Genomic DNA, 25,219 nt, shown 5'->3' on the forward strand with positions numbered 1-25,219 from the left:
CCATTGTGATAGGAGTCTTTAAGCAAAAGAACCCGGCCAACGCGTTCGTATTGCTGATCTATGCATTGATCCTGAAATTCCCGGTTTTCCTGAATTACCCTGCTCCTTTACGGCAGGAGGAAGATAACTATCTCTATAAGCTTTTACTCAATATCCTGGCACCTGTAGGGGGGAAGGAAGGTATTCTCTATGGGATGCTGGCATTTATTTTTCTTTTCCTGCAGGCCAGTCTGCTGAATCGCATTGCCAATACCATCAGGCTGTTGCCCCGGCATAATTACCTGGTGGGGATGGCCTTCCTCCTGGTAAGTTCTCTTTTACCCGAATGGAACCAGTTCTCCAGCACCATGATCGTCAATTTTCTGCTGACCTGGATCTTTTACGGAATGTCGGGATGGTATAATAATAACAGGCCCCTTTCCGCCATTTTCAATATCAGTTTGCTGGTGGGCATATTGCCATTGATCTATAAACCGTCGGTTGCCTATATTGTCCTGATCTTACTGGCCATCATCATCACCCGGCCCATGCGCATCGGAGAGTGGGTGGTAGCCATCATCGGGTTCCTGTCCCCCTATTATTTCCTGCTTATCATCCTGTTCCTCACCGACCAATGGGAGCCGGGGGCCCTGGCGCCCATGGTGAATTTTCACCTGCCAAGGATACCATCATCACTCTGGGTCACCGGTGGTATATTGTTTATGGTGGCCCCTTTCCTCACCGGCGCATGGTTTGTTCAGGATAATCTTACCAAGATGCTAATCCAGGTCAGAAAATGCTGGAGTCTGCTGCTTTCCATGCTGCTGGTAGGGCTACTCATCATTCTTGTAAACCCCGGGAATAATTACCAGCATTGGCTTTTATGCATAACGCCCATCGCCTGTTTTCATGCCGCCACCTATTATTATCCCGGCAACAAGTGGTTTCCGCTGGTGGTTCACTGGGTGATTTTTGCCTTTGCCATCATCGTCAATTATTTCCCCCACCTCACCTAGGGGCATTTGCGGTCAATGGACTAACTTTGCGGGCCTGACAGATCCATATTTTCACCTTTTGATCTATTATATATGAAATTCGGTGTAGTAGTTTTTCCTGGTTCCAACTGTGACCGCGATATGCAGGATGCGCTTCAGAACGACCTCGGTCAGGAAGTGATCATGCTCTGGCATAAGGATAAGGACCTCAGCATGTTTACAACAGACGATTGTATCGTTCTGCCGGGAGGCTTCTCCTATGGCGATTATCTTCGCTGTGGCGCTGTTGCCAGGTTCAGTCCTATGATGGAATCAGTGATCGAATTCGCCAACCGCGGCGGTAAGGTACTGGGCGTATGCAATGGATTCCAGGTTCTCTGCGAAGCACACCTGCTGCCAGGGGCGCTATTGAGGAATGCCAACCAGCAATTCATTTGCAGGAATGTTTACCTCAAAGGCCTGGATACTGATAAGCCCCTGATGATCCCCATTGCCCATGGCGAAGGAAGATATTATGCTGATGAAACTACGCTCGATAAGCTTGAGGCAAACGACCAGGTTATCTTCCGCTATTGTGACGAAAACGGTGAGATAACTGACGACGCCAATCCAAATGGTGCGAGCCGGAATATAGCAGGTATCAGGAATGAAGCCGGTAATGTATTCGGGATGATGCCTCACCCCGAAAGAGCCTGCTCTGCTGAACTCGGAAATATTGACGGAAGGCTGATACTGGAGGCGCTCCTGATGGTCAAACAACCTGCCTGATCATTCTTAACAAAAGCTGTAAGGCAAACTGGATAATTTTAGATTTTCATTAGAACTAATTGATGGATTTTTGCTTCATGAAAAAAATCTTCGTTACAGTCCTTGCCCTGGTAGTAACCGTAGCCCTTTTCGCCCAGAGCGATAAGCAGGTAAAATGGTCTTTCCAAACGAAAAAGATCGCTGAAAACACCTATGAAGTGCGTATGACCGCTGATATCGGTGGTAATTATCATATCTATGCGCAGGACGGTGGAGATGGGCCCGTGTCAACTTCTTTTAATTTCACCAAGAATCCACTGCTTTCTCTTAACGGTAAAATTGCTGAGCAGGGTAAAGTGAAGAAAGTGTTTGAAGAAGCCTTTGATTCTGATGTTCGTTATTATGAGAAGAAGGTTGAGTTCATACAGGTGGTGAAAGTGAAGGGAAAGGCCAAGACCAACCTTGCCGGTAAGGTGGAGTTCATGGTTTGTAATGAAAAAGAATGTCTTCCTCCTGCCGTTGTGAATTTTAAAGTTCCCTTAGGAGGATGAACCTCATAGTATAAATAATGGAAACGAGTTCTGACCAGGACTCGTTTGTTTTTTTTTAATTGCTAACCCTACTCTGATGTATAGCCGAATTCTACTCGCCCTTTTTTCTCTTTTCGCATTTCTGTCTTCAGGAGCCCAGGAAGTTGCCACCGGAACATCATCCGTGGTGAACTGGACCTATGACGCCACTGCCGGATCGGCTCAGGGCGAATACACCCTTCGTTTTCGGGCGGCAATACAACCAGGATGGAAACTGTTTTCCACCACTATGACCGATGATGAACCTAATACCAGGATCATTCCCGATTCAGCATTCAGCGGCAAAGCCAGTGCGGTAAAAGAGAGCGGAAAATTGGTGGAGAAAGCCGAGCCCCTATTTGACAATATGCAGATCCGCTATTTTGAAGGAGAAGCAATATTTGAGATGACCGTTTCGGGTGTAGAGCCGGGCAGGGATATCAAAGGCAGCATCCTCTATATGGCTTTAAAGGGAGAAGAAGTTGCCGGTCCGGAAGAAACGCCATTCCGTTTCACTGTTTCTGAAAGCGGGGCAATAAGCAGCAAGGCGGCGGGGCCGCAGGAATCTTCAGAAGCCAGTAACCAGATCAGGCGAACTGCCATTGACCTGGAGAACCCGGTTGCTGATTGTGGTGGAACAGGATTGGAAGAGAGCGGTGATAAGGGACTGCTGAATATTTTTGTACTCGGTTTTCTGGGTGGACTCATTGCCCTATTCACCCCCTGTGTATTCCCCATGATCCCACTCACCGTTTCATTTTTTACCAAGAAATCTCAGGACCGTAAAAAAGGAATTGCCAATGCATTACTCTATGGCTTCTTTATCTTCCTGATCTATATTTTACTGAGTGGACCCTTTCATTTTCTCGACAGCCTTAACCCCGAGATCCTGAATAATATCTCCACCAATGTTTGGCTCAATCTCCTGTTCTTTGTGATCTTCGTTGTATTTGCCCTCTCTTTCTTCGGGCTTTTTGAGATCACGCTGCCCAGCAGCTTCTCCAATTCGGTTGATCATAAAGCAGGGATCGGCGGTACATTAGGCATTTTCTTTATGGCGCTAACCCTGGCACTGGTCTCCTTCAGTTGTACAGGTCCCATTTTGGGATCGCTGCTGGCAGGATCACTTTCTACCGATGGTGGCGCCATGCAGCTTACCGTGGGGATGGGTGGATTCGGACTGGCGCTTGCACTACCTTTCGCCCTCTTTGCCCTCTTCCCGAACTGGTTGAATGCGATACCTAAATCAGGGGGATGGCTTACCACGGTTAAAGTGGTGCTGGGTTTCCTCGAACTTGCCCTCGCTATTAAGTTCCTCTCCAATGCCGACCTGGTAAAACATTGGGGACTCTTAAAAAGAGAAACATTCTTCGCGATATGGATATTGATAGGCGTTGCGCTTAGTCTATACCTGTTTGGACTGATACGCTTCAAGCATGAGGGACCAGTTAAGAAACCTGGCAAACTGCGGATTGCTACTGCCATATTCTTTACATTGTTCACCCTTTACCTGGTACCCGGACTCACTAATACAAAATATGCAAACAGGGCCCTGATAAGCGGCTTCCCTCCACCATTGAATTATAGTTTATATGCTCATGAAGAAGGGGAAGGAAAAGGTGTAGAGGCCAATGTGGTGAATGATTATGAGAAAGCATTAAAAATGGCAAAGGAGCAGAACAAGCCACTGCTGATCGATTTCACGGGATGGGCATGCGTTAACTGCCGGAAGATGGAAGAGAATGTGTGGACAAAGCCGGAAGTGAAAGAGATGATCGAAAAAGAATTTATCCTTGTTTCGCTGTATGTGGATGACCGTCAGAAACTTCCGGACGACGAACAATTCATTTATACCAATGAGAAAGGGGAAAAGAAAAATATCATAACTATCGGCGATAAGTTTGCCACCATGGAAACGGAGAATTTCCGCAATGCCTCCCAGCCGTTATACGTGATCTTGAATGGTGATGAAAAGCTGCTCAATAAGCCGGTGGGATATATGCCGGATGAGGTGGAGTATCTGGAATGGCTGAAGTGTGGATTGGGAGCGGAGAGATAGAGGGATGGAGAGATGGAATAAAAAAAGCCCGCTCGGTGAGAGCGGGCTTTTTAATTAGGCGTCATTCTGCAACAACCTTCTAACGGGCAAGCGAATCGATTTGTTAGAGGGAGCCACAGAATGACAATATTTTAAAGAGCAATATTTTTTTCAGCCATCATCTTTCGAAGATTGATCAATCCATAGCGCATACGGCCGAGAGCAGTGTTGATGCTGCAATTGGTGAGTGCTGCTATTTCTTTGAAGCTAAGCTCAGCATAATGACGCAGTATGATCACCTCGCGCTGATCTTCGGGAAGAAGGTCCAGCATTTTGCGAACGCGTTCATGACTCTGTCGCTTCATCATGGTAACATCGGCTCCATCTTCAGTGAAGTTGATCACTTCAAAGATATCACGCTCATCACTGGTTTTAATAGCAGGAGTGCGTTTAACCTTGCGGAAATGATCTACACAAAGATTGTGTGCAATACGCATTGCCCAGGGAAGGAATTTTCCTTCTTCGGTGTAACGGCCTACACGCAATGTGTCGATGATTTTGATAAGCACATCCTGGAAGATATCTTCGGCAAGGTATTTGTCCTTAACCAGGAAGAGGATGGATGTGTAAAGCTTGTCTTTGTGACGCAGGATAAGTGTTTCCAGTGCGCCCATGTCGCCATCCATAAACATATGGATCAGCTCATTGTCTGTTTTGATAGAAAGTGATTTCATAAACTTCTACGGTTTTTAAAAGGATTTAAGCAAAAAAGGGATATTGGGAAATTGTCTAGGGAAAAATACGGTCAGTGTAGTAGATGTACTATAGGCGTGAGTTTTAGGTTTTTCTAATAGGACGTAATTGAATACCAAGATAATATTTTTTTATATAAAACAAGATTTTGTGAAAACTTTTTTTCTGCGGCCATACTAAATTAAATTTTCGCTTCTGCACAATAAATAACCAAACCCTTTTTCTGCTGTTATCATAGGCATAGTTTATTCCAATACTTTTGTGATCTAGTATGAAGCAAGCAGTGTTACCTCCCGTTATAGCTACCAATGATATATTCATTAAAGGTGCAAGGGTTCACAACCTTAAAAATATAGACGTTACCATTCCGCGTAATAAGCTGGTTGTTGTGACCGGCGTTTCTGGTTCAGGAAAATCATCTCTAACCATCGATACACTTTTTGCAGAAGGGCAGCGCCGCTATGCCGAAAGTCTGAGCGCATATGCAAGACAGTTCATGATGCGGATGAATAAGCCCGATGTGGATTATATCAAAGGTCTTTGTCCCGCCATTGCCATCGAACAAAAAGTGATCACCCGAACACCCCGCTCTACAGTTGGCAGCATGACAGAGATATATGATTACCTGCGGCTGCTATTCGCCAGGGCAGGAAAAACAATATCACCGGTATCGGGCCGCGAAGTGCGCAAGGATGATGTAACAGATGTTGTGAAGGCCATCCAGGGAGGAAAAGAAGGCGATAAGATATTGGTACTCGTTCCTTTCCGCCAGCACCATAACAGGTCAGTGGAAGAGGAGTTGAGCATTCTCTTACAAAAAGGATTCAGCAGACTTTATAATGGTGAAGTACTTCGCATTGAAGATCTGCTGGAAAGTTATGCGGCAGGGAAGCCATGGAATCCCACACCAAAGAAGCCGGCATTCCTGCTGGTAGATAGGCTTGTTGTGAAAGAATTTACAGAGGATGATCTGCATCGTATGGCTGACTCCGTTAGTACAGCATTTTATGAGGGGGAAGGTGAAATGTTACTACGCATTAATGAAAAGGAATCTCTTCCATTCAGTAACAGGTTTGAACTTGACGGACTTGTTTTTGAAGAACCCGTTCCCAACCTTTTCTCTTTCAATAATCCATTTGGTGCCTGCCCAACCTGTGAAGGGTTTTCTCAAGTGCTTGGCATAGATGAGGACCTGGTTATTCCCGATAAACGGTTAAGTGTATACGAAGGCGCCGTTGCCCCCTGGAAGGGAGAGAAACTTGGATGGTGGAAAGAACAATTCATCAAGGCGGCCCGCAGTACCGGGTTTCCTATTCACAAAGCCATAGCCGATCTCACCAAAGAACAATACCGTCATTTATGGAAGGGCGTTAGTCCCGCCCTGGGAATAGATGATTTCTTTAAAGAGGTAGAACAGAATCTTTATAAAGTTCAGTACCGTGTACTACTATCGCGTTTCCGCGGCCGCACTACCTGCCCCGACTGTGAGGGTTACCGACTTCGTAAAGAAGCGCTCTACGTGAAAGTTGGGGGAAAACATATTGGTGAACTCTGTGAATTGCCGGTGCGCGACCTGCAGCAGTGGTTTAAGGAACTCGAACTGAGCGACTATGATAAGCAGGTGGCAAAAAGGATATTGCTGGAGATTGAAACAAGGGTAGGCACGCTGATGGATGTTGGACTTGGATACCTCACCCTGTCGCGACTAGCAAATTCACTCAGTGGTGGTGAAAGCCAGCGTATACAGCTAACCCGCAGCCTGGGAAGCAATCTCACCAACTCATTGTATATTCTGGATGAGCCCTCCATCGGGTTGCATTCCAGGGATACAGAAAGACTTATCACTGTACTGAAATCGCTTCGCGATCTTGGCAATACGGTAGTGGTGGTGGAACATGATGAAATGATGATGCGGGAAGCCGACCATATAATAGATATGGGTCCACTCGCCAGTCACCTCGGTGGCGAAGTGGTTGCCGCCGGCGATTATAATGCCATCGTAAAAAACAAGGAAAGCCTAACCGGTAAATACCTTACCGGCAAACTGGCCATCGAGCCACCTGCAGCAGTTAGAAAATGGCGGCGGTCGATTACCGTGAAAGGCGCGCGTCAGCATAACCTGCAGAATATTGATGTTGAAATTCCGCTGGGTGTTTTCACCGTTGTGAGTGGGGTTAGTGGCAGCGGAAAGACCACCCTGGTAAAACAGATCCTCTATCCCGCCCTGCTGAAGATAAAAGGAGAGGCTGCTGAGAAAGTGGGTATGCACCGATCAATAGAAGGCGATATTGATTTCATCACACAGGTGGAGATGGTAGACCAGAACCCCATCGGTAAGTCATCACGCAGTAACCCGGTAACATATATCAAGGCATGGGATGGCATCCGCGATCTCTATTCTTCACAGGGCCTCAGCAAAACGCGGGGCTTTTTGCCCAAGCATTTTTCATTTAACGTTGACGGAGGCAGGTGTGATGCCTGCAAAGGAGAAGGCGAACAGGTAGTGGAAATGCAGTTCCTCGCCGATGTTCATCTTACCTGCGAAGTATGTGGGGGAAAAAGGTTTAAGGAAGAAGTGCTTGAGGTAACGTATAAAGAAAAGAATATTTACGAGGTGCTGGAGATGAGCGTGGAAGAAGCGCTTGAATTTTTTGCCGATGAAAAAGATATATTAAATAAGATCAGGCCACTAAGTGAAGTGGGGTTGGGTTATGTGAAACTTGGACAATCGTCGGACACCTTATCAGGTGGAGAGGCGCAGCGTGTGAAGCTTGCCTCTTTCCTGGGAAGGGGAAGGGCGCAGGGGCATATACTTTTTATATTTGACGAGCCTACTACCGGACTGCATTTTCATGATATCAAAAAACTCCTGGCTTCCTTTAATGCATTGGTAGAGCAGGGACATACCATACTGGTAATTGAACATAATACCGATGTTATCAAAAGCGCCGACTGGGTGATTGACCTTGGTCCGGAAGCCGGTGACGGTGGAGGAACGCTTGTGTATGCCGGATTACCGGCGGGATTAAAAAAAGTTAAGGAAAGTAAGACCGGACAGTTTCTCTAAAGATGAGATCCCCGCGCAAAAAAAAACTGGCATATGGAACATATGCCAGTTGAAATCAGAAAGGTCAATGGTGTTCTGGTATCTGCGCTTATTCAAGCGGGAATTTTATGAAGTTGCTTAGTGAAACATAGTAACGATCATGCTTTTCATCATGCCACATATTATAGGCAGATGGATAATAACCCGGTTCAGGGTACGCAAGTGGTGTTGGGAAAACATTGTTCATACTGTTATTGGCCATAAGATAATCGAGTGTTATCATGGGCTCAATAAAATGCACTTTTCCTGCATAGGAACCATAGATCATGATTTTATTGAAAGGTAAAAAAGCGCCCAGGTTTACCGGAACCCAATGTGCGCCCATCTGGGGTTCAGCGGTTCCGCCAAAAGGAGGATTAAAGTATTGTTGCGGCGCATAATCTCCCTCGGGCTGGTCATCAAATCCTGTTGGATCAGAAGCATACGTTGGGATAGCCATTCTTTCCTCATTGGTGATCATATAAAAATGCAAATCAAAATGGGGAACTGTAAATACTCCTGGGGGAAGGTGACCCTCCGGGTTCCAGTTGATGCCGATATGCTCAAAGGCAGTGGCGGCAATAGCTTTCTGGTGAAGAGGGAGAACCGTGGTGTGGTGATTTTCAATAGCATCGGGATCTGTGCCGAGGGTATTGATGGCATCGCCGGTTATTTCAACACCAATTTCAACCGGAACACCGTCGTGGGTAAGCGTAATCCATGATCTTGCATGGCCATGACCCCAGTCAACCTGTGGCCCTTTGAAAGTGTTGGATTTAGTTTCCGACTGGTTTAGGAGGGAGCCGTCTTCTGACAGCCGCACTGAACTTTCAAGTGATTCTTTCTGGCAGGAAGCAAACATAATTCCTCCGCAGAAAAGCATTAGAAACGGCTTTAAATTAAAATGATTCATAACCATTTGGTTTAAAAAGATGAATGATAAGGTAGTAAAAAGAGGGAGGGATATTGTTGAGGGATCAAACGGTTCGGAATACTTCTAAGTTATACAATATAATTATCATATCAAAATAACCCATAAAGGTGAGTGCTTAAATAATTTTTTCCTCAATAGCCCTGGCGATGGCTTCTTTTGCTGATGTTACCTGCAGTTTCAGGTAGATATTTTTTATGTGTACACGAACTGATCCTATTGCCATATTCAGTTCTTCAGCGATCTGTTTGCTGCCGTGGCCCCTTGAAAGTAGTTTAAGAATGCAGTGTTCGTGGTGTGAAAGTTTATAGCTGTTTTTTTTGTTTGCATCCTGGAAACTATTGAAGAGTTTTATGGCCAGTGTCTGGCTCATAGGGGCCCCACCATCAAGCACCATCTTCATGGCGCTGTTCAAAGCATCCGGTGTTGTTGATTTGTTGAGATGCCCATTGGCCCCAGCGCATAGACAGAGGAATATTTTATCTTCTTCTTCCACAGATGAAAAACTAATAATGGAAGTATCGGGACATGCATCTTTGATCTGCTGAATATTGGTGATGATGTCTTTTGTATGCATGTCGAGGTCAAGCAGAACAATGGCGGGTTGCTTTATGTGGGTGATCACAAAAATATCCTTGCAGCTTTTGTAATGGCCTGTCAATTCATATTCCTCCATTTCCAGAAGCAATGAATCAAAGACTTTCCTGATGGCAGTATCGCTTTCGAATATGATTATTCCTTTGCGCATTAACGGAAGTTATTACCGGAAATGCCTCAAAGAAATCCTCCAAAGGGGGATAAATTTTTTATTGCAGGGTAGATCCTATTACCTGAGGCGATCGAGACTTTTGATCAGCTTCTCATCTTTACGAATACCGCCTGATGCCAGGAAGAGAAAGATCATCATGGCGATGGGTAATAATCCACCCCACTGATAAGTTCCCTGAATGATGGCGTTCTCTTTTTTAAAATCTTCGATGTACCAGACCTGTAATCCAATCACTATGGCCGAGAGAAACGCGCCTATGATCGCCATCTTATATTGTGTCTTACGATTCTTGTACATGAAAATTGCCACGGTAGAAAGAACAGCAATTCCTACGGCCAGCGCAAAGGCCAGCAGGCTTTCTGCGGCAAGAATGCTTCGCTTTGACTGGTCGGCAAGTGTTGCAGTAAAAAGAGGAGTATTGGCCATGGCAAAACCACAAATGGCGGCCGCGGCCAGCCAGATCGTTTGTACACGTTGAATCATAGGTCTTTATTATTGGGCGTAAAGATATAGAAAATGCCCTTCAGCGGATATGCTGTTGTAACTGGTAATAATAAAGGGCCACCTCTGCATAATTATACCGGTCATTGCTCAGGGCCGTGGTCTTATAATGCTGACGCTGCATAATACCCTCGATATAAGATTCGGGATGCCAGTAACCGCAGTTATAGGCACCTGCGGTTCTGTTGTATGAATTAATTAATTGCGGGGATGAATTGATCAGCCCAGTTCAGGATAGAGGGGGAACTGCTGCATGAATTCAGTCACTTCCATCCTGATATTGCCCAGCAGCGCTTCATCATCGGGGTTCATCAATACCCTGTCGATAGCGTCAACCACAAACTCCATATGCTCTGCTTTCATGCCCCTGCTGGTGATAGCAGGTACGCCTACCCGAATACCGGAGGTAACGAAGGCGCTTTTATCATCAAAGGGAACCATATTCTTATTCAGGGTGATCTCTGCCTTTCCGAGAGCCTGCTCGGCTTTTTTACCACTGATATTTTTATTGCGGAGATCTATCAGCATGAGGTGGTTATCGGTTCCATCGCTGATGATCTTATAATCACGGCTCACCAGTGCTGTCGACATGGCCTGCGCGTTCTCCACGATCTGTTTTGCATAGCTGGTGAATTCATCACTGAGCAGTTCACCGAAGGCAACAGCTTTAGCGGCAATAACATGTTCCAGCGGACCACCCTGGGTGCCGGGGAAAACAGCCATATCGAGCAGGTTGCTCATCAGGCGGATATTGCCTTTTACATCTTTGAGCCCAAGTGTGTTTTCAAAATCCTTGTGCATAAGGATGATACCCCCTCTTGGTCCGCGGAGTGTTTTATGGGTAGTGGAAGTAACAAAATGACAATGTTCAAAAGGCGAGTTCAGCAGGCCTTTGGCGATGAGTCCGGCGGGGTGGGCCATATCGCACATTACAAATGCACCAACTTCATCGGCAACTTTCCTGATGCGCGCATAATCCCAGTCGCGGCTATAAGCAGAAGCACCACAGATGATCAGTTTGGGTTTTACAGCGCGGGCCTGCTGCTCCAGCATATCATAATCCACCAGCCCGGTTTCTCTTACCACGCCATAGAAATGCGGATTGTAGAGTTTACCGGAAAAGTTCACTGCTGATCCATGGGTGAGGTGACCGCCCATGCTGAGGTCGAGGCCCAGGATATTATCGCCGGGTTGAAGGATGGCCAGCATAACGGCGGCATTGGCCTGGGCGCCGCTATGGGGTTGCACATTCGCATATTCACAACCGAAGGCTTCTTTGATGCGGTCGATAGCCAGTTGCTCAGTCTGGTCAACGATCTCGCAGCCGCCATAATAGCGCCGTCCCGGATAACCTTCAGCATATTTATTGGTAAGAACACTTCCCATTGCCTGCATAACCTGCAGGGAGGTGAAGTTTTCAGAAGCGATCAGCTCAATACCATGACGTTGGCGTTCCAGTTCCTTGCGGATGAGATCAAAGACTACAGCATCTTGTTGCATGAATAAAAATTTGGCGCAAAAATACGGCATCCGCTGCAGAATAATAAGACAAAAGGCCGTCCCGAAAGGGATGGCCTTTTTATTTAACCAACTGCAACTATCAACGAAGTGTAAAGGTGCATCATTAAGATCCTTAATATGCTTACAATGGTCAGGCGATCAACTGATTTTGCTCATGGCTGGATATTTTTTTCCTATTTTTACCTCCGCATGAAAGCGATCATTCCCGTAGCCGGTGCCGGCACCAAGTTGCGACCCCATACATATACCCAGCCAAAGGCACTTATTCCACTCGCGGGAAAAAGTATCCTGGGCATCATTATAGACCAGCTGGTTGATGCGGGCGTTAACGAATTCATCTTTATCATAGGCTACCTGGGCGATAAGATCCAGGATTTCGTAGAAGAGAAGTACCCTCATCTCAAGACGCATTTTATACAGCAGAACGACCGCCTTGGCATTGGCCATGCCATCCTCCTCACCCGTGAGAAAGTGGCAGATGATGAGGTGATCATTGTGCTGGGCGATAGTATCTGTGAATATGATGTTCGTGGTGTTATTGAGAGCAGCCAGAGTGTGCTCTGTGTGAAAAGGGTTGATGACCCCCGCGATTTCGGGGTTGCCGAGATCGGTGAAGACGGTATCATCACCCGGGTGGTGGAGAAACCACAGATCCCTAAGTCTAATATGGCGCTGGTAGGTATCTATCGTATCCGCGAAACACCGCTGATGTTTGAATGCCTGGATAATAATCTCAAACAGGGACTCACTTCTTATGGGGAGTTCAACCTCACCGATGCCCTTGAGTGCATGATCGGCGGGGGAACACTCATCAAGGCGGTGAAAGTGCAGAACTGGTTCGACTGTGGCAAGAAGGAAACCCTCCTTGAAAGCAATGCCACATTGCTCAGGAAGATGGGTCAGAATATTTCGGCCGAGCACCAGTTTGAAAATACCATCATCATCCCTCCTGTAAGTATTGCATCGGGATGTGATATCACCAATAGTATCATTGGGCCCAATGTTTCCATCGGCGAATGTGTTACCATAACAGATTCCATCATCAAGGATTCGATCATAGGAAGTTTTGCCGACCTGAAAGATATCGTGCTTACCCATTCGCTGATCGGGTCTGATACCGAGGTAAGAGGTGAGAGCAGGAGTCTGAATATTGGTGATAATACCGAGATAGACCTGGGAAAAAGATAGTGGACAAACCTTCAACCATGGACCTTTCCAATAACCGCATTGTTTCCCTTTTCGGAATTGAATATCCGATCATCCAGGCCGGAATGATCTGGGCCAGCGGATGGCGATTAGCCTCTGCCGTTAGTAATGCCGGCGGGCTTGGACTCCTTGGTGCCGGCAGTATGTATCCTGATGTGCTCATACATCATATCCGCAAATGCAAAGAAGCTACCGACAAACCTTTCGGGGTGAATGTGCCGCTGCTCTATCCCGATATAGAAAAGCTGATGCAGATCATTATTGCGGAGGGTGTGAAGATCGTTTTTACCTCTGCGGGTAATCCCAAAACATGGACATCCATATTGAAAGAAAAAGGTATCACGGTGGTGCATGTGGTGAGCAGCAGTAAGTTTGCGCAGAAAGCAGAGTCGGCGGGATGTGATGCCGTGGTGGCGGAGGGTTTTGAAGCGGGGGGACATAATGGTAGGGAGGAGACCACCAGTTTTGTGCTGGTGCCTGCGGTAGCATCGGCAGTGAAGATACCCGTTATAGCCGCCGGTGGAATAGCAACCGGGCGACAGATGTTTGCCGCCATGGTACTTGGGGCAGATGGTGTTCAGGTGGGAACAAGATTTGTTGCCTCCGAGGAAGCATCCAGTCACCCCGATTTCAAAAAAGCGGTGATCAGTACCAGTGAGGGCGATACCATGCTGAGCATGAAAAAGCTGGTGCCGGTTAGGCTGATGAAGAATAAGTTTTTCCAGGAAGTATTTGAGGCAGAGCAAAGGGGCGCGTCGGATGAGGAACTGAAGACATTGTTGGGCAGGGCGAGGGCGAAGAAGGGTATGTTTGAAGGTGATCTGCAGGAAGGAGAGCTGGAGATCGGGCAGGTGAGTGCGCTGGTAAAAGATATTCTTCCGGCTAAAGAAATTATCCGAAATTTATGGAGAGGCTTTGAAGATGCTGTGAGGACGCCATTCAACTATCAATAAAACGGAGCTGATGAGAATTCGAAACATCGTGGGACTGTTAGGTTTGTTATTCCTTAGCCAGGGCGTTTATGCAACAGGTGGTAATGGCAAACCAAATGAGGGAGTGGTTCATGGATATGTAGTTGATGGCAATACAAAAAAGCCGGTGGCGGGAGTGGTTGTGTCTGCCAGTTCAGCATCCAGGAAAGGAGCAGCAGTAGAAGTGGCAACAGATGCGGATGGTTATTTCAGGTTAAAGCAGGTTCCTACCGGTGATGTATCGCTGCAGTTCGAGAAGAAAGGATATCGCATGATCCGCAAAGAGCCTGTGGCCGTTAAGGAAGGATTCCTGCATAAGCTCAATGTAGATATGTATATGGATAAATCAGGTATCATTCCCGATATTGAGATGGAGTATCCTGCATTGCGACTGATCGATGGAATTTTATAAGCCATCAATTCCCTTCAATAAAAAATCAGCTTTCGTCTTCCACTTATCCGGTTCCAGTTGGAGCAATGTAATTTTATGCGCAGTAAAGTTTGCGTTGTAGTTAATGCTATTGAAATAAGCAAATGCATCTTTAAATCCGCTTAGAGGTATATCGCGATTGGCAATTGTAATATGCGGATGGAAACGTCTTTTCTCCAGCCTGATCAATTCGGGTAACTGTGCATGCATTTCATGATTCAATTTATTATAACAGGAATTGAGTAAGTGGTTCTCTTTTACTTTCAGGAAGATCACTCTCTTATCAAAACTGCCGAATCCACCCACTTCAATCTCCAAGGGAATTTGTATCTGCACAAAATTTTGCAGCAATGCCTCCACGTTTTTTAAAGTATCGGCGTCAGTAGAAAAAGGAGCAACCAGGGTTATATGAGCGGGTGATTTCATCGCCACTTTACAACCATAGTGCTCCTTCATCCAATGTTTATATTGGCTGACCTGCTCCTCAATTTCTTGTGAAGCCAAAATCGCTATAAAAAACATCTGCATTTCTTAGTCTCTTCCATCCCTCCATCTCTCCATCCCTCCATTCCATCCCTCCACCACTCCATCACTCCCCCCTTGCCGCCCACTTCCACATCTCCTTCCACGTGGGCTTCTTACCATACATCAAAATAGCGGTACGATAGATCCTTGCGGCAAGCCATGTTGTTCCGAGGAAACCCAGTACCAGCAAAGCCAGTGAGAGGGCGATCTGCCATCCCGGAACGCCATAGGGAAGGCGGGCCATCATTACGATAGGTGATGAAAGTGGAAACAGACTTCCGAAAAGTGCGAGTCCGCCATCAGGTTTATTAATAGCCTGTGTCATGATCACGAAAGAGAAGATGATGGGCATGGTGATGGGCAGCATCAGTTGCTGAGCATCCTGCGGATCTTCATTCACGGCACTACCCACTGCTGCAAACAGGGAAGAATAAAGCAGGTAACCGCCCATGAAATAAAATATGAAGAGCACCAGTATCATTCCGATATTCACTTCATTGAGGTTGTTCATGATAGAACGCACCATTTCCAATTGTTTAGAATTACCACCCATAGCCTGCATGCCGCCTACCTGCGATGCGGCTGTGTCGAGCAGTTGGGGGAAGATAACGGGAAGCAATAGCTGCAGGGCCATCATGAGTACTCCCCATATCAGAAACTGAACCAGTCCCACTGCGCCGATACCCAGAATCTTTCCCATCATAAGCTGGAAGGGCTTTACGCTGCTCACCATCACTTCGGCAATTCGACTGGTCTTCTCTTCCATCACGCCGCGCATAACCATGGCACCATAAATAAATAGTATCATATAGATCAGGATGCCGCTGATAAAACCAAGTCCATAGGCGAATCCTGTATTACCTGTTTTACCACCTTCTTTTGAAACCTTCAGATCGATGCCGGCCTTTGAGCTGTCCACCTGCTGAACCGTAACGCCGGGAGCAAGCAGGTGCTGGAGCCGCACCTTATCAAGGGCAGCGTTAAGTTTGTCTTCAATTTTATCCTGGGTCATCAGTCCAACACTAGAATTGCTGGAGTACACCAGGCTATCGCCTTTATTGCCTTTGAAGCCATCGGGAACAATAATATAGCCGGTATATTTTTTTTCATTCACTTCCTTCTGCAAAACTGCCACGTCGGCGCTGGGGAGAAAACTGAATTTAAGATTGCTGTCGTCTTTCAGGTATTCTTTCAACTGGCCGCTGTTGCCGGCAACGGCAACATGAAGTTTGTCGTCAGATTTCACGCTGAAATAAATGATCATGGCATAAAAGCCAAAGATCAGGACGGGTAATAGTATGGTGGAAAGCAGGAAGGTCTTTTTCTGTACCCTGCTTAAAAATTCCCTTTGTATGATGATCAATATCTTGTTCATGGATTTCGGTTAGTGTTAAACGTTGGTTGACTGGAATTCTCTAGATGCTACATGACTTCCTTTTACCAGCCTGATGAAGATATCATTCAGGGTGGGCAGCTCTTCCTGGAATCCGCGGATGGGAACACCGGCATTTATCAGTTGCTTCAGAACTTCGTTTGTATTTGCCTGTGGTTGAAGCTGTATCACCCATTCTTCGCCCTCCTGTTGCAGAATTTTAAATCCTTCTGTTGCGTTCACGGGGTGCGGACCGTCGGTGGTAAGCCTGAAGAGGTTTTCCTTGTACTGCTGGCGAATGGCATCAACTTTTCCATCCAGTATCTTCTTTCCCTTGTTTACCAGGATGATCTGGTCGCAGATCTCTTCCACCTGTTCCATGCGGTGGGTGCTGAAGATAACGGTAGCGCCTCTTTTAGCGAGTTGGAAGATCTCTTCTTTGATAAGGTTGGCGTTCACGGGATCGAGACCGCTGAAGGGCTCATCGAGAATGATCAGTTTGGGTTCATGCAGTACGGTGGTGACGAACTGAAGTTTTTGTCCCATGCCCTTACTGAGGTCTTCCACCTTCTTACCCCACCAGCTCTGCATCTCGAATTTTTCAAACCAGTGCTTAACTTTTTCGATGGCTTCTGCTTTTGGTAATCCCTTAAGCTGGGCCAGGTATACGGCCTGGTCGCCGATCTTCATCTTTTTATAGAGACCTCTCTCTTCTGGCATGTAGCCGATCTTGAGGATATCATCGGTAGCATGAAAAGGCTTGCCATCAAAGATGATAGAGCCCTCATCCGGATAGAAGATGCCGGTGATCATGCGGAGCAGGGTTGTTTTACCAGCGCCATTTGGTCCAAGTAAACCAAAGATGGTTCCACGCTCGATGGAGAAGCTGATATCATCCACCGCTTTTTGCGTAGCATAAAATTTTTTGAGATTGCGAACTTCCAGTAAGGACATAGTCTAGGTTTAGGTTCAAAAGTAAAAGGAACAATCTGTTAGATGCAGATTGGGAAGATATATTACATAAATGGTCAGGAATCTTTTCTGGTGAATAATTCCACCAGTTGAAGGGCGATCTTTTCACCGTCCATGGCCGCGCTCACGATACCGCCTGCATAACCGGCACCTTCGCCAGCAGGATACAATCCCTTTATTTGCGGGTGTTCTAATGAAAGCGGGTGTCGGGGAATGCGAACAGGCGAAGAGGTCCTTGATTCAGTAGCCACTACGATGGCTTCCTGGCTATAGTAGCCGCGCATCTTCTGTCCGAAAGCTTTGAAACCCTCTGCCAGGCTCTTGTAAACAAAGCCGGGGAGAACATCCCAGAGCGGTGCTGCATGCACGCCGGGTAAATAGGAGCAGGGGGGAAGGGTGGAAGAGATTTTCCTGGTGATGAAGTCGGGCATTCGCAGTGCCGGCGCAACAAATTTTCCACCGCCGGCATCAAAGGCCTTTTTCTCTACCTGCTGCTGGAAATGCATGGCAGAGAGGGCTCCGGCCTGGTTGCCATAATCCTTTTCCTCTATAGAAACCACCATGCCGGAGTTTGCATAGGGGTTATTTCTTTTAGAGGGGCTCCATCCATTAACTACCAGTTCACCGGGACTGGTGGCAGCGGGAGCAATGATACCACCGGGACACATACAGAAAGAAAATACGCCGCGGCCACCTACCTGCTGAACAAGATTATAAGAGGCGGGGGGAAGAAATTCTGAGCGCGTGGAACAATGATACTGGATACTGTCGATCAGCTCCTGCGGGTGTTCTATGCGAACACCCAGCGCAAAAGGTTTGGCCTCGATGAGTATCTGCTGCAGATGGAGCAATTGAAAAATATCGCGGGCGGAGTGACCAGTGGCGAGGATCACTGCAGCGGCATCAAAGCGGTTGCCCGAAGCTGTTAGTACACCGGTTATCCTTCCCTCTTTAATATTGAAAGCGCTCACCTTTTGTTCAAAATGGAACTCCCCGCCGGCAGCCAGTATTTGCTGGCGCATGGCCACCATGATATTCGGTAATTTATTAGTGCCGATATGCGGATGGGCTTCATAGAGAATTCTCTCATCGGCACCAAACTGAACAAAGAGGTTAAGGATGCGGTCGATACTGCCACGTTTATTACTGCGGGTATAAAGTTTTCCATCGCTATATGTACCGGCACCGCCTTCTCCAAAACAATAGTTGCTGTCGGGATTCACCTCTCCCTCCTTATTGAGTGCAGCAAGATCACGACGCCTTGCCCTTACATCTTTTCCCCTTTCGAGGATGATGGGGCGGATACCTTTTTCAAGTAGCTGCAGTGCAGCAAATAGTCCGCAGGGTCCGGCACCAACAATAATAACAGCATGCCGCGCCTGCCGAACATCAGGAAAAGAAATAGTATTTATGCTGCGCTGGTGGAAGGGCTCATCAATAAAAACGTTGAGGGTAAGATTGATGCGAACCTGCCGGCCGCGGGCATCGATCGATTTGCGGAGTATATGGAAACCTGTAATTGCTTCCCGTTTTTTTCCTGCCGCCGTGGCAAGATAGGCGCTGATATGCTGGTGGTTCTCTGCTTCGGCAGGACTCACCTGTATCGTGAATTGTTGTTGCATGGTTAGGTATTTATCCTAAAACAGCAAAATTAATCTTTCGGCGAAATTGGTTGGCAGGAAAAAGATAATAAGCATAATATTTGTACCTTTTAACACGAGTATGCAATATTCCCTCCGTAAGAAATTTATCGTATATATAATGCCGTTGGCGGCAATCCTGGTTTCCTGCAGTACCTATTACCAGCCGGCCAGCGTTGCTTATGAGAAAGTGCAGGTGAAACCCGCTGCCGGAACTTCAAAAGAAATGCAGCAGATGCTGGAGCCCTATTCAGCAACAGTGGGACAAAGCATGAAGAAGGTGATCGGTCAGATGGGGGAAGTTCATGAGAAGGCATTACCGCAAAGCAGGTTGGGCAATCTTATGACCGATGCGGTGAAAGCAGAGGCCACCCGCTTGTATGGAGTACCGGTTGATGTTGCCTTTATTAATTATGGCGGCATCAGGGTTAACCAGATGCTTCCGGGCGATGTTCATCTCGGCAATGTATATGAGTTGATGCCCTTTGACAACCTGCTGATCATACAGCGACTGCCAGGCACTGTATTCAAAGAGATGATGGATAATATCGCCAAAAGAAATGGATGGCCTGCCAGTGGTATCACCTATACTATTAAAGACAAGAAGGCGGTGGATATAATGATCGGCGGACAGCCATTTGATATTTCAAAAACATATGTGGTGGCCAATTCAGATTATGTAGCCAATGGTGGTGATGATATGGAAATGCTGAAAGCCATCAGGCAGGAGAACAAGGGCTATCTTCTAAGAGATGCGCTGATAAAATATTTCAGTGCTTTTGCAGAGAGAGGAGAAAAAATTAACGGACCAGCGGAAACAAGGATTAAATATGCTGACTAGAAGAAATTTTATACAGAAGACGGCACTCACGGCCGGTGCGCTTGTTGCGGGCAATTCATTGATGAGTGAGGTGATGGCGGAAGAAGCGGCGCAGAAGCTGGTGATATTACATACCAATGATGTACATAGCAGGCTGGAACCATTTCCGATGGATGGCGGTCGCAACCAGGGTCTTGGGGGTGTGGCTGCGCGGGCTGAACGGATAAAGCAGGTGAGGGCAGAAGGAAGCCAGGTATTATTATTGGATGCGGGTGATATATTCCAGGGCACACCCTATTTTAATTTCTATAAGGGCGAGCCCGAGATGAAAGCAATGGCGGCGATGGGATATGATGCGTGTACCATGGGCAATCATGATTTTGATGCGGGGCTTGAGAACTTTGCCAATCAGTTGATGCATGCAAATTTTCCGGTGCTGCTGAGTAATTATGATTTTAGTCATACTCCAATGGAGCATAAGGCGATACCTTATAAGATATTTAAGAAAGGCAAATTAAAAGTAGGTATAACGGGTGTAGGAATTGAGTTGAAAGGTCTTGTGCCTGAAAACTTATATGGTGCAACGCGATATCTCGACCCGGTGAAAGAGGCGACAAGGGTTGCGGAGCATCTTAAGAAGAAGGAGGGATGTGATATGGTGATCTGTCTTAGTCATCTTGGCGCAAAATACAGAGATAATAAAGTGAGTGATGAAGTGTTTGCGAAGGAGAGTGACCACATAGATTTAGTAATAGGCGGTCATACACATACGTTTTTTGATGCACCTGTTGTGTATAAAAATAAAAGCGGGGATGATGTGATAGTGAACCAGGTAGGGTGGGGTGGAATCGTTCTAGGCCGCATGGACTTTGCGTTTCAGCGGAATAAAAGAAAAAATTTGGAGGCTTCGCACACTGTTGTTATTGGCAAAAAAACAAGTGAGTAAAAAATTTTTTTTTCAACGAAAATATTTGATATTCGTCCCCCTACGTTACTTTTTTCTATAACATTTTTTGTATGTTGTAGAGGATGAAATTCGGAGAAATAGTTTGCAACACATTATTAAAACTGCTCGTTCAGAAATGACCAAAACCTTAGATACAGTCTGGAATAGTTGTCTGGAGATCATCAAGGATATCGTGGAGTGGCAGCATTTCAAAACATGGTTCGAGCCAATTAAGCCCGTTGAACTCAAGAGCACCGTATTAGTGATCCAGGTACCCAGTCAGTTTTTTTATGAGTATCTCGAAGAACATTACGTTAACCTGTTAGCAAAAACATTGCGCAGGGTTTTGGGTAAAGATGCGCAATTGGAATATCGGATCATGGTTGATAGTGGCAATCATAAGAATAAACCTTTGACGATGGACATACCCGCGCACGGGTATAAAACTTATTCGAACAATGAGATGGATTTTCCATTGGTGATCAGCAATCCGGTGAAGAATCCTTTTGTTATTCCCGGTCTGAAAAAAATGCAGATCGATCCGCAGTTGAATCCTATCTATACATTTGATGCCTATATAGAAGGAGATTGCAACAGGGTAGCCCGCAGGGCCGGTAAAACGGTAGCGGAGAAGCCTGGTGCCAATTCCTTTAATCCGCTGGTGATATATGGAGGGGTTGGATTGGGTAAGACGCATCTTGCCCAGGCCATCGGAAACGATGTAAAGCGATCCAATCCAAACAAGGTAGTATTATATGTGAGCTCGGAGAAGTTCATCAACCAGTTTGTAGATCATAGCCGCAATAATGCCATCAATGATTTTATTCATTTCTACCAGTTGATAGATGTGCTCATCATTGATGATGTACAGTTCTTCAACCGGGCGGAGAAATCACAGGATGCCTTCTTTGCGATCTTCAACCATCTTCACCAGAGTGGCAAGCAGCTTATCCTAACTTCAGATAAGAGTCCCAAGGATCTTGAAGGAGTACAGGAGCGCTTGCTGAGCAGGTTCAGGTGGGGGCTTTCGGCCGACCTGCAGGTTCCTGATTATGAGACCCGTATAGATATATTGGAGCGGAAGATGAAGAATGACGGGTTGGATATGCCAAGGGAGGTAGTGAAGTACCTGGCGTATAATATCAACAGCAATGTGCGGGAGCTGGAGGGGGCGCTGATATCACTTTTGGCACAGTCTTCGCTTAACCGAAGGGAAATAGACCTAGACTTGGCCAAGAAAGTGCTCCGTAACTTCGTGAAGACCTCTTCAAAAGAGATCACCATAGAAGCCATTCAGAAGATGGTATGCGATTATTTCGATGTTTCTTACGACAAATTATTGCAGAAGACCCGGAAGCGCGAGATCGTGCAGGCCCGCCAGATCACTATGTTCCTGGCAAAATCATTTACTAAGAATTCACTCAAAACAATCGGCGAGCATTTTGGGGGAAGGGATCATACTACGGTGATACATTCCTGCCAGACCGTCAAGGATCTTATGGATACAGACAATGTATTCAGGGAGAATGTGATGGAGTTGCAGCAGAAGGTACAGCTGGCGGCATTGTAATTGCATATACGGGTGACGGCATTTACAATGCCGATAAAGCACTAAAAATATAGCGTAAAATTTTGGGAGATAAATAGTTAAATCCCTATTTTTGCGTCCCCTTGAACCCGTTTCAAGGCAGGTAGGTGAGGTGCCTGAGTGGCCGAAAGGGCCGGTTTGCTAAACCGTTGTACGAGCTTAAACTTGTACCGAGGGTTCGAATCCCTCCCTCACCGCCAGCGACCGCCGAAGCTTGCGCCGCCGCTAAAGCTCTGGCGCACGCAGACAGCGAAGGCGGTCATTCTTCAATATTCGCGAAACGCAGATCTAACTAGGGTTTGCGTTTTTTTAATTCTATAGTTGTTATAGTGTAAGAATATGTGGTTATTTTTTTACATAATGCAACTCGCACCTCAATTTGATATTATGATTTTATAGATGTACCTTTTCTAAATAATAATAAAAGTGAAAGGATTTAATTATAAAAAGTCAGTGCAAGCATTGGCTTTAATTGCTTTGTCTGAACAAGGGGTAATGAACAAAATGAAAGCAATTAAATTGATTTGGCTTGCTGATCGGCTTCATTTAAGACGTTACGGCAGAACAATAACTGGCGATACTTATTTTGCTTTAAAATTAGGACCGATTGCGTCTAACACAAGGGATATACTTGAAGCAAGTTCATTTGCAAGTGATGAGGAAACGGCATATTCAAATAATTTCATAAAGCAAGAAGGGAAAAATTATTATAGACTTATTGGTGATTTTAACGCTAAAGTTTTTTCCAAGACTGATGTTGAGGTTTTGAAAATGATTATTGCTGAATACGGGAAAATGGATCAATTTGACCTAAGTGATTTTAGTCACAGATTTCCAGAATGGAAAAAGTGGGAGCTTGAATTAAAAAGAGGTAACCCTTCCAGGTATCCAATGGAAATTGAAGATTTTTTTATTGATCCGGTAGAGAATCCTAAAGTATTTCAAGAAGATCCTGAAATGCTTGAAAATATTAAAGATATTTTTTTGAAGAAACATTATTCTGAAGATGCCACCACAGTTGATTAATAGGGCGCAATTTTTGGAAGCTATCGTGGCAAAAGCAATTTTTCGGTTCGCAACTCCTGAGTTAAATACTATAACACCTCACTTTTTCATATGTATTGTCGTACAACCAGACGACATCGTTGTTTTATCTTGTTGTACTTCCCAATACCAAACTGTTAAAAGGATAATTGCAAAGAATCGATTTCCTGCATCTACACAAGTTTTGATTGATCCTAGTGATCCAGCAAATCCATTCAATCGCGAGACATACATAAATTGCAATGAATATTTTCCATTTGGGATTGATGAATTGATGGACTTATATGATAAAAGCTTAATTGAATATTGGGGTGCATTACCTGAACATTCATTTCATGAGATAATTCAGGGTTTTTTAGATAGCCCGCAGATCGAAGAGGAGTTAAAGGAATTATTAAATGCTATGTAATAATATATTATTACATAGCATTTAATAATTACAAATAGGTGGCTACTAATCAGCAATCCTGTATAACGTCTTATTTTTGATACTAAATTTCGAAGCATTCCCCCAATAATTTGCAACGGCCTAGGTCTCAATCTGGCCTTATTTATAGTTATTTAAAATAGTTAGGATTTCTTGTTTAGTTGATGGATCCGGTCGGTGGTATGCCTTTTCAAATACGTCATACATATATAAATCATTCATAGTATATTTTTTTTTCTTATCTAGGCTTGTATACTCTCCGGATAAATGAAAATAATAATTCCAACGAGGTTGATTTTGAATTCGTTTAATTAAAAATATTTTTTCGTGCTGTTGATCCACTGGAAACACTTCATTTTTGTATAGTACCATGTTCCCACGATAATGGTAACCAAATTGATCCCTGACAAGCGCATCTAACCTAGATTCAACTACGTGTACAGCTGCAAATTTTGCTAAAACATCAAATTTAAAATAATCACTTCCATTGCTATCAAGCATTTCATGACCAACATGAGGGGCAAAGCCAAAATAGGGTGGGGTTTGGTCATAATAATTATCATTTCGAATTGCAGAATCTCTGATAAGTGCACTTATTTCATTTTTTGTAGAATCATATTTTAAACCATATCTGGCAAAACCTTCTGCAAAGTTTCTCAAAGTTTCAGCTTGAGCTTTTGCCAGTTCAATTTTATGTATTGAGTCCCTTGCCTTCAAGGTTGAATCAGAAGCAATCCTATGTTGGATTTCCAAACTTTCCTTCAGGTTTGATTCTCTTTGCGCATTAATATCTTTACAGAAGCCAGATAGTAACACAATTATTGTACAAAAAAGAATGGAAACGACCTTTGGGTTTTTGATATTTACATCCCGCTCAGAAATCTTCCAACGCATTGGCAAAATGATAGCCAAGGCAGTACAGACAATTGAAATAATATTAAATATAAAATCCGGGATCCAAGGTATAAAGTCCGTCATTTGGAGAATTTACAAATAATACCCCAGCCATAGAAATGATTCAAAGTAATTTTATGCGAAGCCATTATTTTAATGCTGGTAATCTACTATCTAGTCGGCGCTACAGATAGAAAATGGATGTTTTTGAAGTAGGATAAAATTGCAACTACTCAATTAATGGCAGATTTTACCCTGCTTGCGGAAGAAGGATAATTGCTAACGCGGAAACAGTTTATGTTATCGATGAATACAAATCAAATGGCGTTAAAAATATTGGCAAATTAAAGAGTTCAAGAGGATTGTTATCCAAAACAGAAAAGGCTTCCTTGAGCACTGTAGCAACTTTTCAGCGTGTTGGATTTTTTTATAACTATAGTGGATGATCACTCAATAGTGTACACCGGAACAAAAATAGTGTGAAAGCCCAAAAAAA

23 protein-coding genes and 1 tRNA gene are annotated in these 25,219 nt (G+C 45.1%); 14 read left to right on the forward strand and 10 right to left on the reverse strand.

Going from position 1 to position 25,219, the window contains the following annotated elements:
* Positions 1-5 precede the first annotated feature (5 nt).
* The 4 genes from HY58_RS03145 to HY58_RS03160 all read left to right on the forward strand — a co-directional run bounded on the left by HY58_RS03145 (position 6) and on the right by HY58_RS03160 (position 4,349).
* Positions 6-995, forward strand: coding sequence for a hypothetical protein (locus HY58_RS03145; protein WP_039127434.1), 990 nt, complete (start codon positions 6-8; stop codon positions 993-995).
* Positions 996-1,067: 72 nt separating this feature from the next.
* Complete coding sequence (gene purQ, locus HY58_RS03150; RefSeq protein ID WP_039127437.1) at positions 1,068-1,742, forward strand: phosphoribosylformylglycinamidine synthase subunit PurQ; 675 nt, start codon at positions 1,068-1,070, stop codon at positions 1,740-1,742.
* Positions 1,743-1,819: 77 nt separating this feature from the next.
* A complete protein-coding gene (locus tag HY58_RS03155) occupies positions 1,820-2,272 on the forward strand; it encodes a protein-disulfide reductase DsbD domain-containing protein (RefSeq protein WP_039127441.1) in 453 nt (150 codons plus the stop codon).
* A 76-nt stretch (positions 2,273-2,348) separates the two neighbouring features.
* Positions 2,349-4,349, forward strand: coding sequence for a protein-disulfide reductase DsbD (locus HY58_RS03160; protein ID WP_039127444.1), 2,001 nt, complete (start codon positions 2,349-2,351; stop codon positions 4,347-4,349).
* A 131-nt stretch (positions 4,350-4,480) separates the two neighbouring features.
* On the opposite strand, the gene HY58_RS03165 is transcribed toward HY58_RS03160, so the two are convergent.
* Complete coding sequence (locus tag HY58_RS03165; RefSeq protein ID WP_039127448.1) at positions 4,481-5,062, reverse strand: RNA polymerase sigma factor; 582 nt, start codon at positions 5,060-5,062, stop codon at positions 4,481-4,483.
* A gap of 290 nt (positions 5,063-5,352) precedes the next feature.
* Here HY58_RS03165 and uvrA point away from each other — a divergent pair, with 290 nt between their 5' ends.
* Positions 5,353-8,148: an excinuclease ABC subunit UvrA gene (gene uvrA / locus HY58_RS03170; protein ID WP_039127452.1), complete on the forward strand. Its 2,796-nt coding sequence runs from the start codon at positions 5,353-5,355 to the stop codon at positions 8,146-8,148.
* A gap of 88 nt (positions 8,149-8,236) precedes the next feature.
* On the opposite strand, the gene HY58_RS03175 is transcribed toward uvrA, so the two are convergent.
* The 4 genes from HY58_RS03175 to glyA form a co-directional block, all read right to left on the reverse strand.
* A complete protein-coding gene (locus HY58_RS03175) occupies positions 8,237-9,079 on the reverse strand; it encodes a DUF5602 domain-containing protein (protein WP_156123548.1) in 843 nt (280 codons plus the stop codon).
* 136 nt (positions 9,080-9,215) lie between these two features.
* Positions 9,216-9,845, reverse strand: coding sequence for a response regulator transcription factor (locus HY58_RS03180; protein WP_039127460.1), 630 nt, complete (start codon positions 9,843-9,845; stop codon positions 9,216-9,218).
* Between the two features lie 78 nt (positions 9,846-9,923).
* Positions 9,924-10,349, reverse strand: coding sequence for a DUF4293 domain-containing protein (locus tag HY58_RS03185; RefSeq protein WP_039127463.1), 426 nt, complete (start codon positions 10,347-10,349; stop codon positions 9,924-9,926).
* 237 nt (positions 10,350-10,586) lie between these two features.
* Positions 10,587-11,867, reverse strand: coding sequence for a serine hydroxymethyltransferase (glyA, locus tag HY58_RS03190; protein WP_039127466.1), 1,281 nt, complete (start codon positions 11,865-11,867; stop codon positions 10,587-10,589).
* 147 nt (positions 11,868-12,014) lie between these two features.
* Between glyA and HY58_RS03200 the strand changes: the two genes are divergently transcribed.
* The 3 genes from HY58_RS03200 to HY58_RS03210 are packed head-to-tail and all read left to right on the forward strand — an operon-like array spanning position 12,015 to position 14,477.
* Positions 12,015-13,076: a sugar phosphate nucleotidyltransferase gene (locus tag HY58_RS03200; protein WP_253271491.1), complete on the forward strand. Its 1,062-nt coding sequence runs from the start codon at positions 12,015-12,017 to the stop codon at positions 13,074-13,076.
* Between the two features lie 17 nt (positions 13,077-13,093).
* The gene (locus HY58_RS03205; protein WP_039128007.1) at positions 13,094-14,047 is read left to right on the forward strand and encodes a nitronate monooxygenase family protein; all 954 of its coding nucleotides are present in this window, start codon (positions 13,094-13,096) and stop codon (positions 14,045-14,047) included.
* A 10-nt stretch (positions 14,048-14,057) separates the two neighbouring features.
* Positions 14,058-14,477, forward strand: a complete 420-nt coding sequence (locus HY58_RS03210) for a carboxypeptidase-like regulatory domain-containing protein (protein WP_039127475.1) — start codon at positions 14,058-14,060, stop codon at positions 14,475-14,477.
* On the opposite strand, the gene HY58_RS03215 is transcribed toward HY58_RS03210, so the two are convergent.
* The 4 genes from HY58_RS03215 to HY58_RS03230 form a co-directional block, all read right to left on the reverse strand.
* The gene (locus tag HY58_RS03215; protein WP_072037563.1) at positions 14,472-14,999 is read right to left on the reverse strand and encodes a 2'-5' RNA ligase family protein; all 528 of its coding nucleotides are present in this window, start codon (positions 14,997-14,999) and stop codon (positions 14,472-14,474) included. The two genes, HY58_RS03210 and HY58_RS03215, sit on opposite strands and share 6 nt — an antisense overlap.
* An 85-nt stretch (positions 15,000-15,084) precedes the next feature.
* On the reverse strand, positions 15,085-16,395 hold the full coding sequence (locus tag HY58_RS03220) for an ABC transporter permease (protein ID WP_039127481.1): 1,311 nt from the start codon (positions 16,393-16,395) through the stop codon (positions 15,085-15,087).
* Positions 16,396-16,410: 15 nt separating this feature from the next.
* Positions 16,411-17,346, reverse strand: a complete 936-nt coding sequence (locus HY58_RS03225; protein ID WP_039127485.1) for an ABC transporter ATP-binding protein — start codon at positions 17,344-17,346, stop codon at positions 16,411-16,413.
* Positions 17,347-17,420: 74 nt separating this feature from the next.
* Entirely contained in the window at positions 17,421-18,986 is a 1,566-nt protein-coding gene (locus HY58_RS03230) for an NAD(P)/FAD-dependent oxidoreductase (RefSeq protein WP_039127488.1), read from the reverse strand.
* Positions 18,987-19,086: 100 nt separating this feature from the next.
* On the opposite strand from HY58_RS03230, the gene HY58_RS03235 reads away from it, so the two are divergent.
* The 6 genes from HY58_RS03235 (at position 19,087) to HY58_RS03260 (ending at position 23,811) form a co-directional block, all read left to right on the forward strand.
* Positions 19,087-19,845, forward strand: coding sequence for a 5'-nucleotidase C-terminal domain-containing protein (locus HY58_RS03235; RefSeq protein WP_052323801.1), 759 nt, complete (start codon positions 19,087-19,089; stop codon positions 19,843-19,845).
* Positions 19,835-20,770 (forward strand): metallophosphoesterase, encoded by a 936-nt coding sequence (locus HY58_RS03240; protein ID WP_039127491.1) that lies wholly within the window; start codon positions 19,835-19,837, stop codon positions 20,768-20,770. Before HY58_RS03235 ends, HY58_RS03240 begins: the two co-directional genes overlap by 11 nt.
* A gap of 136 nt (positions 20,771-20,906) precedes the next feature.
* Complete coding sequence (dnaA, locus tag HY58_RS03245) at positions 20,907-22,340, forward strand: chromosomal replication initiator protein DnaA (RefSeq protein WP_039127492.1); 1,434 nt, start codon at positions 20,907-20,909, stop codon at positions 22,338-22,340.
* 124 nt (positions 22,341-22,464) lie between these two features.
* Positions 22,465-22,558: transfer RNA gene (locus HY58_RS03250), tRNA-Ser, on the forward strand.
* 226 nt (positions 22,559-22,784) lie between these two features.
* Positions 22,785-23,384, forward strand: coding sequence for a Panacea domain-containing protein (locus HY58_RS18690; protein ID WP_156123549.1), 600 nt, complete (start codon positions 22,785-22,787; stop codon positions 23,382-23,384).
* Positions 23,365-23,811, forward strand: a complete 447-nt coding sequence (locus HY58_RS03260) for a hypothetical protein (protein ID WP_039127496.1) — start codon at positions 23,365-23,367, stop codon at positions 23,809-23,811. Before HY58_RS18690 ends, HY58_RS03260 begins: the two co-directional genes overlap by 20 nt.
* A gap of 138 nt (positions 23,812-23,949) precedes the next feature.
* Here HY58_RS03260 and HY58_RS03265 read toward each other — a convergent pair whose 3' ends face one another.
* Entirely contained in the window at positions 23,950-24,807 is an 858-nt protein-coding gene (locus HY58_RS03265) for a hypothetical protein (RefSeq protein WP_156123550.1), read from the reverse strand.
* Between the last annotated feature and the right edge of the window lie 412 nt (positions 24,808-25,219).

This window comes from Flavihumibacter sp. ZG627 (assembly GCF_000814325.1).
Lineage (GTDB): Bacteria > Bacteroidota > Bacteroidia > Chitinophagales > Chitinophagaceae > Flavihumibacter.

Bases quoted from the DNA above. Each gene is read 5' to 3' on its own strand.
- purQ (WP_039127437.1), top strand. From the start codon at position 1,068: ATGAAATTCGGTGTAGTAGTTTTTCCTGGTTCCAACTGTGACCGCGAT.
- HY58_RS03155 (WP_039127441.1), top strand. From the start codon at position 1,820: ATGAAAAAAATCTTCGTTACAGTCCTTGCCCTGGTAGTAACCGTAGCC.
- HY58_RS03160 (WP_039127444.1), top strand. From the start codon at position 2,349: ATGTATAGCCGAATTCTACTCGCCCTTTTTTCTCTTTTCGCATTTCTG.
- HY58_RS03165 (WP_039127448.1), bottom strand. From the start codon at position 5,062: ATGAAATCACTTTCTATCAAAACAGACAATGAGCTGATCCATATGTTT.
- uvrA (WP_039127452.1), top strand. From the start codon at position 5,353: ATGAAGCAAGCAGTGTTACCTCCCGTTATAGCTACCAATGATATATTC.
- HY58_RS03175 (WP_156123548.1), bottom strand. From the start codon at position 9,079: ATGAATCATTTTAATTTAAAGCCGTTTCTAATGCTTTTCTGCGGAGGA.
- HY58_RS03180 (WP_039127460.1), bottom strand. From the start codon at position 9,845: ATGCGCAAAGGAATAATCATATTCGAAAGCGATACTGCCATCAGGAAA.
- HY58_RS03185 (WP_039127463.1), bottom strand. From the start codon at position 10,349: ATGATTCAACGTGTACAAACGATCTGGCTGGCCGCGGCCGCCATTTGT.
- glyA (WP_039127466.1), bottom strand. From the start codon at position 11,867: ATGCAACAAGATGCTGTAGTCTTTGATCTCATCCGCAAGGAACTGGAA.
- HY58_RS03200 (WP_253271491.1), top strand. From the start codon at position 12,015: ATGGTCAGGCGATCAACTGATTTTGCTCATGGCTGGATATTTTTTTCC.
- HY58_RS03205 (WP_039128007.1), top strand. From the start codon at position 13,094: ATGGACCTTTCCAATAACCGCATTGTTTCCCTTTTCGGAATTGAATAT.
- HY58_RS03210 (WP_039127475.1), top strand. From the start codon at position 14,058: ATGAGAATTCGAAACATCGTGGGACTGTTAGGTTTGTTATTCCTTAGC.
- HY58_RS03220 (WP_039127481.1), bottom strand. From the start codon at position 16,395: ATGAACAAGATATTGATCATCATACAAAGGGAATTTTTAAGCAGGGTA.
- HY58_RS03225 (WP_039127485.1), bottom strand. From the start codon at position 17,346: ATGTCCTTACTGGAAGTTCGCAATCTCAAAAAATTTTATGCTACGCAA.
- HY58_RS03230 (WP_039127488.1), bottom strand. From the start codon at position 18,986: ATGCAACAACAATTCACGATACAGGTGAGTCCTGCCGAAGCAGAGAAC.
- HY58_RS03235 (WP_052323801.1), top strand. From the start codon at position 19,087: ATGCAATATTCCCTCCGTAAGAAATTTATCGTATATATAATGCCGTTG.
- HY58_RS03240 (WP_039127491.1), top strand. From the start codon at position 19,835: ATGCTGACTAGAAGAAATTTTATACAGAAGACGGCACTCACGGCCGGT.
- dnaA (WP_039127492.1), top strand. From the start codon at position 20,907: ATGACCAAAACCTTAGATACAGTCTGGAATAGTTGTCTGGAGATCATC.
- HY58_RS03260 (WP_039127496.1), top strand. From the start codon at position 23,365: ATGCCACCACAGTTGATTAATAGGGCGCAATTTTTGGAAGCTATCGTG.
- HY58_RS03265 (WP_156123550.1), bottom strand. From the start codon at position 24,807: ATGACGGACTTTATACCTTGGATCCCGGATTTTATATTTAATATTATT.